The organism is Singulisphaera rosea, assembly GCF_054877945.1.
In genome coordinates, this window is sequence record NZ_JBTYIP020000013.1 from 40,496 (window position 1) to 52,505 (window position 12,010).

General features: G+C 66.8%; 9 protein-coding genes. 8 read left to right on the forward strand and 1 reads right to left on the reverse strand.

All coding sequences use genetic code 11. The features are described from left to right. Positions 1–51 precede the first annotated feature (51 nt). Both ACYOEI_RS21400 and hemA read left to right on the forward strand, forming a co-directional pair. Positions 52–909, forward strand: a complete 858-nt coding sequence (locus ACYOEI_RS21400; RefSeq protein ID WP_462851607.1) for a cytochrome C assembly family protein — start codon at positions 52–54, stop codon at positions 907–909. A 5-nt stretch (positions 910–914) separates the two neighbouring features. Continuing rightward, positions 915–2,216, forward strand: coding sequence for a glutamyl-tRNA reductase (gene hemA, locus ACYOEI_RS21405; protein WP_462851769.1), 1,302 nt, complete (start codon positions 915–917; stop codon positions 2,214–2,216). Positions 2,217–2,241: 25 nt separating this feature from the next. Here the strand turns inward: hemA and ACYOEI_RS21410 are convergent, their stop codons facing one another. Continuing rightward, positions 2,242–2,679, reverse strand: coding sequence for a response regulator (locus ACYOEI_RS21410; protein WP_462851608.1), 438 nt, complete (start codon positions 2,677–2,679; stop codon positions 2,242–2,244). Positions 2,680–3,334: 655 nt separating this feature from the next. Between ACYOEI_RS21410 and ACYOEI_RS21415 the strand changes: the two genes are divergently transcribed. The 6 genes from ACYOEI_RS21415 (at position 3,335) to ACYOEI_RS21440 (ending at position 11,911) form a co-directional block, all read left to right on the forward strand. Beyond that, on the forward strand, positions 3,335–3,730 hold the full coding sequence (locus ACYOEI_RS21415) for an RNA-binding regulator (RefSeq protein WP_462851609.1): 396 nt from the start codon (positions 3,335–3,337) through the stop codon (positions 3,728–3,730). A gap of 1,236 nt (positions 3,731–4,966) precedes the next feature. Further along, complete coding sequence (gene carB, locus ACYOEI_RS21420) at positions 4,967–8,200, forward strand: carbamoyl-phosphate synthase large subunit (RefSeq protein WP_462851610.1); 3,234 nt, start codon at positions 4,967–4,969, stop codon at positions 8,198–8,200. Between the two features lie 225 nt (positions 8,201–8,425). Beyond that, positions 8,426–9,211 carry a GNAT family N-acetyltransferase gene (locus ACYOEI_RS21425; RefSeq protein ID WP_462851611.1) on the forward strand — a complete coding sequence of 262 codons (786 nt, stop codon included), beginning with the start codon at positions 8,426–8,428 and terminating at the stop codon, positions 9,209–9,211. Positions 9,212–9,221: 10 nt separating this feature from the next. After that, positions 9,222–9,845 carry a precorrin-2 dehydrogenase/sirohydrochlorin ferrochelatase family protein gene (locus tag ACYOEI_RS21430; protein WP_462851612.1) on the forward strand — a complete coding sequence of 208 codons (624 nt, stop codon included), beginning with the start codon at positions 9,222–9,224 and terminating at the stop codon, positions 9,843–9,845. A gap of 352 nt (positions 9,846–10,197) precedes the next feature. Further along, positions 10,198–11,553 (forward strand): UDP-glucose dehydrogenase family protein, encoded by a 1,356-nt coding sequence (locus ACYOEI_RS21435; protein WP_462851613.1) that lies wholly within the window; start codon positions 10,198–10,200, stop codon positions 11,551–11,553. Between the two features lie 46 nt (positions 11,554–11,599). Next, a complete protein-coding gene (locus ACYOEI_RS21440) occupies positions 11,600–11,911 on the forward strand; it encodes a hypothetical protein (RefSeq protein ID WP_462851614.1) in 312 nt (103 codons plus the stop codon). Positions 11,912–12,010 lie beyond the last annotated feature (99 nt).

The following is a 12,010-nucleotide window of genomic DNA, read 5'->3' on the forward strand; positions in this document are numbered from 1 at the left end:
CGGATTTCGACCACGCCTTTTGGGGAGGACGACGCGGCAAGCGTCGGCGACATGGACCGGCTGACCGTGCTCTGTTTCGGGGGAACGTACGGCCTGGCGCTGGCGAGCGAGCTGGCGAGGTTCGTCGTCCGCAGCCCCGCGCGCTGGTACCTGACCGTCGGGCTGACCGCCCTCGGCTGGGGGGTCCAGACGGCGTACCTCGGCAACCTCGCCTGGGTCCAGCACAAGATCCCGGTGACCACGACGTTCGAATCCCTGATCGTCCTGTCGTGGATCTTCGCCCTGATCGGCCTGTACCTGATGGCCCGGGCGCCCGAGCCGATCGCCGTCGGGGTCTTCGTCCTGCCCCTGGTGCTCGCCTTGATCGTCGCGGGACGGTTCTCCCCCCCACAGTCCGGCTGGAGCCGCTGGGGGAGCATGACGGCGTTCTGGGGGATGACCCACGGCCTGTTCCTCCTCGCCGGCGCGGTCTGTTCGTGCGTCGGGTTCGCGGCGGGGCTGATGTACCTGGTCCAGTCGAATCGCCTGAAACACAAGCGGCCCCCCGGGTTCGGGTTCGCGCTGCCGAGCCTCGAGCAGTCGGAGCAGTTGAACCGGGCGGCGATCACCGTCGCGTTTCCGCTCCTGACGTTCGGGCTGGTCATCGGCGTGCTCCTCGCCATCTCGACCCGAGGGGACTCCAACATGGCGATCCGCTGGACCGACCCCAAGGTCCTGAGCGCCTCGGCGATGTGGCTGGTCTTCGCGATCCTCCTGCACGCCCGGTTCCGGCCGGCGATGCGGGGACGGAGCCTGATGGTGCTGACCATCGTCGCGTTCGCATTCCTGGTCTTCACCTGGGTCGGTGTCGAGGCGCTTCGACTGCCCACGACTCACGGCAAGCCGTGGACGGCGGGGAGGCTCCCTTGAAGTTGATGGCCCTGGGGGTCGACCACGCCTCCGCCCCCACCCCCGTCCGCGAGGCACTCGCCTTCGACGGCCCGAAGGTGGCCGGGGGGTACGACGCGCTGAAGTCCACGTTCCCCGACGCCGAGTTTGTCGTCCTGTCGACGTGCAACCGGGTCGAGCTCTACGCCGCGGGCGAGCTCGCGACCCTGCCCGACTCCGACGCGCTCGCCCGGTTCCTGTCCGACTTCCATGCCGTGCCGCTCGGGACGTTCTCACCCCACCTGCGGAGCTACAGCGACGAGGGGGCGATCGGCCACCTCTTCCGCGTCGCCGCCAGCCTTGAAAGCCTGGTCCTCGGCGAAGGGCAGATCCTCGGCCAGGTCAAGGACGCCTTCCGCGCCGCCAAGCAGCGCGAGGCCGTCGGTCCGATCCTCCACAAGGTCTTCGAGAACGCCCTCCGCGTCGGCAAGAAAGTCCGCGAAGAGACCGGCATGGACCAGGGCAAGCTCTCCGTCGCCAGCGTGGCCGTCGACGTCGCCAAGCGAACGTTCGCCACCTTCGCCGACAAGACGATGCTCGTCATCGGCGCGGGCAAGATGGGGGATCTGACCCTCCAGCACGTCAAGGCCCTGAACCCCGGCCGGATCCTCATCACCAACCGCAACCTCGAACGCGCCGAGGCCGCCGCCCAACGCTTCGGCGGGCAGGCGGTCCCCTTCGACCAGCTCTTCCTGACTTTGAAAGAGGCCGACGTCGTCATCAGCACGACCGCCGCCGCGGAGCCGATCGTCACCTACGACCAGTACGTCCGGGTCCAGCGTGCCCGGCGCAATCGTCTCTCATTGATCCTCGACATCGCCATCCCCCGCGACTTCGACGAGAAGATCGGCGACATCGAGCAGGTCTACCTCTACAACGTCGACGACCTCCGCACCGAGGCCGAGCAGAACCGCAAGCGGCGTCAGAAAGGCATCGACCCGGCCGTCGCGATCATCGAGCGCGAGGTCGTCGCCTTCTACTCCGAGCTCCGCCATCAGCAGCACCACGGCATCGTGATCCGCCAGCTCGGCGAGAAGATCGACGCGATCCGCCGCCGAGAGCTCGACACCCTCTTCAACACCACCCCCGACCTCACCCCCGCCCAGCGCGAGAAGATCACGCACTTCTTCACCCGGTTCCAGAATCAGGTCCTCCACCAGCCCCGGGCCTCGCTCCGCTCCGCCGCCTCCGAGCCCGCCCACGAACACCCCCACCCCCTGCTCAACGCCATCAGCCACATCTTCGGCCTCGCCGACAAGCTCCCGACCAAGGGCCACGGCGTCGACTAGAGCGAGGAAAATGAGGATTCAAGCGTCAGGCCGGCTCGTTGCACGCCCTCAGCAGCCGCGCGACGTCGAGCGGCTTGGAGAGGATCCGATCGGGCCGGCACGTCGCCAGCCGGCGATGCCGCGTCGCGTCGAGTGCCCCGGCGATCACCACCATTCGGCCGGAGCTCCCTTCGTCGCGGGCTCGCTCCAAGACCTCCTCACAGCCGGGCAGCCCCATATCCAGGACGATCAGGCCGGGCTCATCCTCGAGCAAGTCGAGCGCGACCGGCACGGTCGTCGCCGTCTCGACCGACCATCCCCAATTCCCCAGCATCCAACCGAGCATCCGACACGTCGCCCGATCCGGCCCGACGACCAGAGCTCCCTGCCCGGGCTCGCTTCCCAAGGCGTCGCGGACGTCCCGCCGCAAGACAACGCCCGCTCCACCGACCCAGTCTTCCCTGCTCAGTCGGTCGACAAACATCAGCCCACCTATACATCCGCAACCGATCTCATGCCAACACGTTCCCTCGACCCCGCCGGCATCATCTCCGGCCCGCATGCACCACCACACATGCGTGCTCGCAGCCTCTGCTCTCTTCTACGCTGCAACGCGCTAAACGTTCGACGGAAGCCCTCCAGGTCTTTCCTGAATCACGGGAACTTTTCCGAGCGCTCGGCCTTTGGTGCGATCTCTCGAACGGAACCGGGATGAGAAGAAAGTTAGCCGGATCGGAGCGACGCCCCGGCCGCCCATAGGCACGATCCTCGAGCACCATCCGGTGCGCGCTCGGCATTTTTCTCTGTGTTTCAAAGCCAAACGCCTCCCCTCGGACGCGCGAGGCTTGGAGTCGCGCCGACGCGAGAAAGCAGGGCGCGGCACGTAATCGGGCGGGAGAAGAAATCTCGAGCGAGAGTGCGAGAAGACGGAAATTTGATGTCCCTGTTCGGCACGTCGATTTTTTGTTAGCATCTGGATGGTTGGTCTGACGACTGAGCGGCACCGTCTGGCTTCTTTCGAACCCGTCGTTGCTCCCCTCCCTCGCCGTGCCTGCCTGACTGGCTCGCCTCGAGCCGATCTTTCTCTGCGACCCGGAAAGTGTATGGCGGGTCGTGATGCCTTGGCCCGGAGTTCTACGGTGGGCAAGAAGCTTTATGTCGGCAACCTTTCTTACAACGTGAATGAGACCGACCTGGAAGAGTTGTTCTCCCAGTTCGGCACGGTGCAGAGTGCCCAGATCATCATCGACCGGGACACGAACCGCTCGAAGGGCTTCGGCTTCGTCGAGATGAGCGCGGACAACGAGGCGCAGGCGGCCATCGATGAACTGAACGGGCAGGAACACGGGGGCCGGAACCTCACGGTCAACGAAGCCCGGCCTCGCGAAGATCGCGGCGGCGGCGGCGGTGGTGGCGGTGGATATCGCGGCGGCCGTGGCGGTGGCGGTGGCGGCTACGGTGGCGGCGGCGGCGGATACGGTGGCAGCGGCGGTGGTGGTGGTGGATATGGCGGTGGCGGCGGTGGCCGTTATTGAGGAATGAATCGCGGGCGGGCGCTCGACCTTGCAAGGCCCTCGTCGGCGCTCGCACCGACGCGGGCCGTCGTCCGTTCCCGCTCGCGAATCGACCTTGAACGCGGATCGCCGTGCCCGGCCCGCCTCCCTCGGCACGGCGGATCACCTCACAGATCTCCTCCTCTCCCGTCGCATTCGGGGATAGCCCTTCCCTCGCGGCGAGAGTCGGCCGGGGCTCTTCGGGACGCCCTCCCGGCGAGACGCGGCAATTCGGACTGCGGCGTGGATCCCGCGGCAGGGCTCGGGTGGGAACGCCTCATTGCGACCGTACTGAGGCATTCCACCGGGCATCTACGAGGTGGCGAGGTTGTATGCCTTGACCCTGGCCAAGGCTCGGAGAAGGTGTCGGCCTTGGGCGAAGGCCAAGGCAACGACCCGGAAATAGAGAGAGCCCGACGGGCGGGCGGAATGATGTCGTCGGGCGGGTTGGCGTAAGGGGCCTTGCGTCCCGGATCCCTTCCTCAAGCGAAACGAGCGGGACGAGTCTTGCGAGGCCCTGGGCGACGACTTCGTCGGGAGGCTCGCGTTTCGGACGCGTCAGAGGCTCTTTCTTTCACGATAGGCCTAATCGAAGGCGGACGCAATGACCTCGAGGAATAATCACACCCCGCCGACGTCCGCTCCGAGTCGGCGGCGCTGTCCGGTTTGCCATGAGGCCGTTTACTCGCCGGCGGGCATCCACCCGCAGTGCGCCATCCGGCAGTCCGATGCAGCCCGGCCGAAGCCCAAGCCCACGGATCCTGCCGAGGCCGGCGAGGCCGATGACTCCTCGACCAAGATTGAGGACTAATACCTCCCCGATTCACAACCTCGTCCTGAGGAAGCGGATGCGGGGCAGGAGGACTCCGCAAACGCCCAAGACGAGAAGTGCCTCGCAAACTTCCCCCCGGTAGGCGGGGCACTCCTGCCCCGCGTGTTCCTCAGAGGGAGCGGGGCAGGAGTGCCTCGCCTACCGGGGGGAACGTGGATGGGAGCGGGGCGATTCTCTAGAGGGAATCGCCGAAGCCTGGCCGGCTCGTGATCTTGTCCCGGGCGGGCGAGGATTGCTAAAATCTTGAGATTTTCCGGGCCGCGACACCCAGGCTGAGGGTGGGCGCGGCCCGACGCGCGCCGAAGAATTGGAACCGAACGGGACGGGAATGGACGGACCGGCCGGTCCGATCGAGATCGAGAGCAGAAGCGAAACGAGAACCCGACGTGCCCAAGCGTACCGACATCAAGAAGATCCTCATCATCGGCGCCGGCCCCATCGTGATCGGCCAGGCCTGCGAGTTCGACTATTCCGGCACCCAGGCGTGCAAGGCCCTCCGCGAGGAGGGATATCAGGTCGTGCTGGTCAACTCGAACCCGGCCACGATCATGACCGACCCCGACATGGCCGACCGGACCTACATCGAGCCGATCACGCCGGATTTCGTCGAGAAGATCATCGCCGCCGAGCGGCCGGACGCGGTCCTGCCGACCCTCGGCGGCCAGACGGGGCTGAACGTCGGGCTCGCTCTGCACGACTCGGGGGTCCTCGAACGCTACGGCTGCAAGCTCATCGGCGCCAGCGCCGAGTCGATTCGCAAGGCCGAGGACCGGCAGCTCTTCAAGCAGTGCATGGACGGCATCGGCCTCGAGAGCGCCAAGAGCGGCCTCGCCCACGGGCTCGAGGAGGCCCGCGCCATCCGCGACCGCATCGGGCTCCCCTGCGTCCTCCGCCCGAGCTTCACCATGGGGGGCACCGGCGGCGGCATCGCCTACAATCGCGAGGAGTTCGACCGCATGGCGGCCTACGCCGTCGAGCTCAGCCCGGTCGGCTCCGTCCTGGTCGAGGAATGCCTCTCGGGGTGGAAGGAATACGAGCTCGAGGTCATGCGCGACGGCGACGACAACGCCGTCATCGTCTGCTCGATCGAGAACCTCGACCCGATGGGAATCCACACCGGCGACAGCGTCACCGTCGCCCCGGCGCAGACCCTGACGGACAAGGAATACCAGCGGATGCGCGACGCCGCGCTCGCCATCCTCCGCGAGATCGGCGTCGCCACCGGCGGGTCCAACGTCCAGTTCGCCATCGACCCCAAGACCGGGCGGATGGTCGTCATCGAGATGAACCCCCGCGTGAGCCGCTCGAGCGCCCTGGCGAGCAAGGCGACCGGGTTCCCGATCGCCAAGATCGCGGCCAAGCTCGCCGTCGGGTATCGCCTCGACGAGCTCCGCAACGACATCACCGGACAGACCTGCGCGTGCTTCGAGCCGACGATCGACTACGTCGTCACGAAGATCCCGCGCTGGGCGTTCGAGAAGTTCCCCGAGGCGGACCCGGTCCTGACCACGCAGATGAAGTCGGTCGGCGAGGTCATGGCGATCGGCAGGACCTTCCGCGAGTCGTTCCAGAAAGCCCTCCGAGGCCTCGAAGTCGGCCGGTTCGGGCTCGGCTGCGACGTCAAGGACCGCTGGGGGACCGAGAGGCAGCCCAGCCTCGACGAGATCGAGGCCAAGCTCGCCTCCCCCAACGCCGAACGGCTCTGGTATCTCCGCTACGCCATGCTCGCGGGGATGTCGCTCGAGCGGATCCAGGAGCTGACCGCGATCGACCCGTGGTTCCTCGCCAACATCGCCGAGCTCGTGGACACCGAAGGCCTGCTCCTCGAAGCGGGCTCGCTCGAACGGGTCGACGACGACCTGCTGCGCCGCGCGAAGCGTGACGGGTTCGGCGACCGCCAGCTCGCCCACATCTGGGACACGACCGAAGCCGAAGTCCGCCGCGAGCGGAAGCGCCGGGGGATCTCGGCCGTATTCAAGCTCGTCGACACCTGCGCCGCCGAGTTCGCCGCGACGACCCCGTACTACTACTCGACCTACGAGTCGACCGACGAGGCGAGGATCGGCGAGCGTCCCCGCGTCGTGATCCTCGGGGGGGGGCCGAACCGGATCGGGCAGGGGATCGAGTTCGACTACTGCTGCTGCCAGGCCGCCTTCGCCCTCCACGCCGACGGCTTCGACGTGGTGATGGTCAACTCGAACCCCGAGACCGTCAGCACCGACTACGACACCTCCGACCACCTCTTCTTCGAACCCCTGACGGTCGAAGACGTCCTCAACATCTGCGAGCGGGTCGACCCGCTCGGCGTCATCGTCCAGTTCGGCGGGCAGACCCCGCTGAACCTCGCGCGGGCGCTCGAGACGGCCGGCGTGCCGATCCTGGGGACCAGCCCCGAGAGCATCGAGCTGGCCGAGGACCGCGAACGGTTCCGCGTCGTGATCGAGCGGCTCGGCCTGCGACAGCCCCCGAGCGCCACCGCGACCCGGTATGAGGAAGCCCGGCGGATCGCCGAGCGGGTCGGCTACCCCGTGGTCGTCCGCCCGAGCTTCGTCCTCGGCGGCCGCGCGATGGAGATCGTCTACGACGAGCCGAGCCTGGCCCGATACATGGCCGAGGCCGTCGAGGTCAGCGACGGGCACCCGATCCTGATCGACAAGTTCCTCGAGGACGCGCAGGAGGTCGACGTCGACGCGGTCGGCGACGGCGAGAGCACGATCATCGCCGCGGTGATGGAGCACATCGAGGAGGCCGGGATCCACTCGGGCGACTCGGCGTGCGCGATCCCGCCGTTCAGCATCCCGGCGAACGTCGAGGCCGAGCTCCGCCGCCAGGCCCGGCTGCTGGCCGACGCCCTCTCGGTACGTGGACTGATGAACATCCAGTTCGCCGTCAAGGACGGCGAGGTGTTCGTGCTGGAGGTCAACCCCCGGGCCTCTCGGACCGTGCCCTTCGCCTCGAAGGCGACCGGCCTCGACCTCGCCCGGGCCGCGGCCCGCGTGATGGTCGGGCGGAAACTGGCCGACCAGGGGATCGTCGCCGACCCGGTGCCGACGTTCGTCTCGGTCAAGGAGTCGGTCTTCCCCTTCGCCAAATTCGCGGGGGTCGACATCGTGCTCGGGCCGGAGATGCGCTCGACGGGCGAAGTCATGGGGATCGCCCCGGACTTCCCCGCCGCGTTCGCCAAGAGCCAACTCGCGGCCAGCAGCCGCTTGCCGGAGAGCGGCACGGTCTTCGTCAGCGTCGCGGCGCGCGACCGAAAGGCGATCGTCCCGGTCGCCTCGCGGCTCTCGGCCCTCGGCTACGACCTGATGTGTACCTCGGGCACCGCCGAGGCTCTCCGAGCCGAGGGGATCGAGGTCGAGGTCGTCCGGAAGATCCGCGAAGGGCGGCCGAACCTCCTGGATCACCTCGCGAACGGATCGATCGCCCTCGTCGTCAACACCCCCAGCGGCAAGGGGGCCCGCACCGACGAAGGCCGGATCCGCGCCTCCGCCGTGAGCCACGGCGTCCCCTGCATCACCACCGTCCCCGGCGCCCGCGCCGCCGTCGCCGCCCTCGAACGCCTCCGCCAAGGTCCCCTCGACGTCGAAGCGCTCCAGGATTTGCTGAAGAAGGGGTAATCGCGGGGGAGCAAAGACTCTATTCACCACAAAGGCACAAAGGCACAAAGAGGGGAGAAGAGAGGAAGATTAATCTGCAAATGATGAAGACAGGCACAGATTTTTCGAAAAAACTTCTCGATTTTTATCTGCGTTCATCTGCGTCATCTGTGGATCGATGTTTTCTTCGTGCCTTCGTGCCTTCGTGGTGAATAGCTTCCTTCTTACCCTGGAGGCCAATCCGGCATGATGCTCCTCGACTCGGCCGCCGTGCGGTATGTCCGGTCGTGGCTAGGGGAGCCGGAGGGGCCGGGGGTGCTCGACCTGTATCATGGCCTGGCGCATCACCGGCGCGGGATCTGGGGGGACGACCCGAGGGCACCGAAGAGTGTGGTGCTCGTCCGCGAGGGGGACGGGCAGCTCGAGGCCTTCGGGGCCGGAGAGCCCGAGCCGGCGGTCACTTGGCTCACCGGGAGGGCGGGAAAACCCGTCGCGTTGTTCGCTCCCAAGGAGTGGTGGGCCCCGGTCGGGCGACGGGTCCGCGCGACCGAGAAGGTGGAGATGCTCACGTTTGAGCTCGACTCATCGGAACCCGTCCCGCGCACATCGGGCCCAACCGTCGTCACGAGACGGATGACCGCCGAGGACAACCCCGCGTTCCTTTCGCCCGATCTGGCGCCGCGGTGGGCCCTCCTGAGCTGGACGTCGTTCGAAGACCTGATCACGTACGGATCCGGCTTCGTCGCCCCCTTCAACACGGGCCTCGCGGCCGCGGCCTGGACCTACAGCCAGGCCACCCGGTACGACACCATCGGCGTCGCCACCGTCGAGCGATTCCGCAGGCTCGGCCTGGGCAGGGCGGTGGCCTCGGCCCTGATCTCGCACATCATCGACGACCGTGGCAAGCTCCCGCTCTGGACCACCTCGCCCGACAACACGGCGTCCCGCGAGCTGGCCGAGTCGCTCGGCTTCGAGCTCGCGGCCACCGAGTCGTTCCTCCGCTGGCATCCCAGCGCCCGAGGGCCTCGGTAAGGGTACTTCCATGGCCGGCTATTCGATCGAGCTCGACCTGCGCGGCATGACGGCCCTGGTCGTGGGCCTAGGCCCGGTCGGGAGACGTAAGGCGGCCGGGCTGGCCGAGGCGGGGGCGCGGGTCATCGGCGTCGACCCTCATGCGAATGCACGTGAGGAAGCCCTGCCCGGGGTCGAGGTCCGGTCCGAACCCTATGCCCCGGCGCACCTCGATGGGGTTCGACTCGTCTGGGCCGCCGCGACCGACGAGGTGAATCGACGGGTGGTCGCCGACGCAAAGCGTGCCGGAATTTGGGTCGGCTCGGCGAGTGCTCCCCACACGGGCGACCTCTCGATCCCCGCGATCTGGCGGGACGGCCCGTTGACGCTGACCGTCTCGACCTCGGGAGCAAGCCCCGCCCTCGCCGCCGCACTCCGCGACCGCGCCGCCGAGGCCCTCGGCCCGGCCGCCTCGGGATTCGCCGCCCTCCTGGCCGAGTTGCGGCCAAGAGTCCTCGCCCTTCGAAGCGACCCCGAAGTCCGTCGGAGGCTCTTCGCCGACTGGGCCGACCCTCGCTGGCTCGAACTCTGGCAGAGGCAAGGGCCCGAAGAAGTGCGCCGGCAGCTCGTCGAGCAGATCGAACGGCTGAGCTGAATCCCTCCGATGGGCCGGCGCGGTGATGCTGCCGAGGAGGGAGCTTCGTTCGTCGCGAGACCCGTACAACACGCCTGGCCGACAGGTCGGCCTCGAGCATGAACCGCAGGACATCGAGAAAAATCATCGCAACCCGCGATCTTCGCGAATCTTTCTTCGTTCTCGATACCCTCACAGATTGTCAGCAGGAGGGATATCCCTTACAGTCGTTCTTGACCAAGTCGAACCGCTCGCCAGCCTCTCCTTTCCGCGACAAGCTCCCCAACCCGCAACTTGTCCTAGACTTATCCCAGCCATTCGCAATCTCCCCAGGCAAACCTGCCATCGGCCCCCTTCTTTGAGGACTGCTTCCGTGAAGATCGCCGTTATTGGAACGGGCTACGTGGGACTCGTGTCCGGCACCTGCTTCGCCGAGAGCGGCAACAACGTGATCTGCGTCGATAAGATCGCGGACAAAGTCGAGCGGCTCAAGCAGGGCATCATCCCGATCTACGAGCCCGGCCTCTCCGAGCTCGTCCACCGCAACCATCGCGACGGCCGGCTCAACTTCACGACCTCCCTGCCCGAGGCCATCGCCGACAGCGAGATCATCTTCATCGCCGTCGGCACCCCCCAGGGCGATGACGGAGGCGCCGACCTCCGAGGCGTCTGGGCCGTCGGCGAAGAGATCGCCAGGCACCTCGTCGAGCGGAAGATCATCGTCATCAAGAGCACCGTCCCCGTCGGCACCAACGCCGAGCTCACACGACGCATGGCCGCCGTCACCGATGTCCCCTTCGACGTCGCGAATAACCCCGAGTTCCTCAAGGAAGGCGCCGCCATCGACGACTTCAACAAGCCCGACCGGGTCGTCGTCGGCGTCCGACGGCCCGAGGTCGGCGAGCGGCTCCGAGAGCTCTATTCCCCCTTCCTCCGCACCGATCGGCCGTTCCTGGTCATGACGCCCGAAAGCGCCGAGATGACCAAATATGTCGCCAACTGCCTCCTGGCGACCAAGATCAGCTTCATCAACGAGATGGCCAACCTCTGCGAGTCTTATAGCGCCGACATCAACGAGGTCCGCCGGGGCATCGGCCACGACTCGCGGATCGGCTTCAGCTTCCTCTTCCCCGGCGTCGGCTACGGCGGCTCGTGCTTCCCCAAGGACATCCGCGCCGTCATCCACATGGCCCAATCGCACGGCGTGCCCGCCCGGATGATGGAGTCGGTCGACGCGGTCAACGAGGCCCAGAAGGACGTGATGGTCCGCAAGATCCTCGACCACTTCGGCGACCACGCCGAGGGCAAGACCGTCGCGCTCTGGGGCCTGGCGTTCAAGCCGAAGACCGACGACATCCGCGAGGCCCCCTCGCTGGTGCTGATCGATGCGCTCCTGGCGGCCGGGGTGTCGGTGCGGGTCCACGACCCCGTGGCCATCGACAATGTCCGCGAGATCTACGGCGATCGCCTGACCTATTGCGACCGGCCTTATGGGGCACTCGAGCAGGCCGACGCCCTGGCGATCGTGACCGAGTGGAACGAGTTCCGGAACCCCGACTTCGAGGTCCTCGCGCGACTCCTCCGCGAGCCGGTGATCTTCGACGGCCGGAACCTCTACGACCCGGCCAAGCTCGCGGCCCTCGGATTCACCTACCAGGGCATCGGCCGAGCCAAGGTCAGCCCCAGCGAGGTCTTGCAAGCCTCGGGCATCGGCGGCGATGATCATTGAAGCAGATGAGTCCAACCCCTGATCGCCTCGACGTGAGATCTTTTCGATGGGATTGCTGATTGGCTGGGGGTTTTGCTATCTCTTGATCAACCTGGGCCTCCTCGCCCTGGGGATCGTCCTCGGCTTCCTTACCCACAAGATCTTCCCGTCGATCGATCTCGGGAGCAGCGTGATTGCGGCCGTCGTCTCGACGGTCGCATCGATCCACTACTTCATGCGGCTCATGCAATTCGGATCGGATGAGCTCGATAGACGCGAAAGATTCAAAGAACCCGAAGACCCCGAGGAGTTCGACGCCGAGGATCCCGATTTCCCCATCCCCATGAGGACTCGACGACGCCACGGAAGGCGCAAATGAGTCCTGGCGATCCCATCTCGATTCCTACGCCGCGTCAAACCTTGATTCGGGGTGTGCTATGACAGCGTTCGTTGTCAACAGTCGCACTACCGCACAGCC

Bases quoted from the DNA above. Each gene is read 5' to 3' on its own strand.
- ACYOEI_RS21440 (WP_462851614.1), top strand. From the start codon at position 11,600: ATGGGATTGCTGATTGGCTGGGGGTTTTGCTATCTCTTGATCAACCTG.
- ACYOEI_RS21425 (WP_462851611.1), top strand. From the start codon at position 8,426: ATGATGCTCCTCGACTCGGCCGCCGTGCGGTATGTCCGGTCGTGGCTA.
- ACYOEI_RS21400 (WP_462851607.1), top strand. From the start codon at position 52: ATGGACCGGCTGACCGTGCTCTGTTTCGGGGGAACGTACGGCCTGGCG.
- ACYOEI_RS21430 (WP_462851612.1), top strand. From the start codon at position 9,222: ATGGCCGGCTATTCGATCGAGCTCGACCTGCGCGGCATGACGGCCCTG.
- ACYOEI_RS21410 (WP_462851608.1), bottom strand. From the start codon at position 2,679: ATGTTTGTCGACCGACTGAGCAGGGAAGACTGGGTCGGTGGAGCGGGC.
- hemA (WP_462851769.1), top strand. From the start codon at position 915: ATGGCCCTGGGGGTCGACCACGCCTCCGCCCCCACCCCCGTCCGCGAG.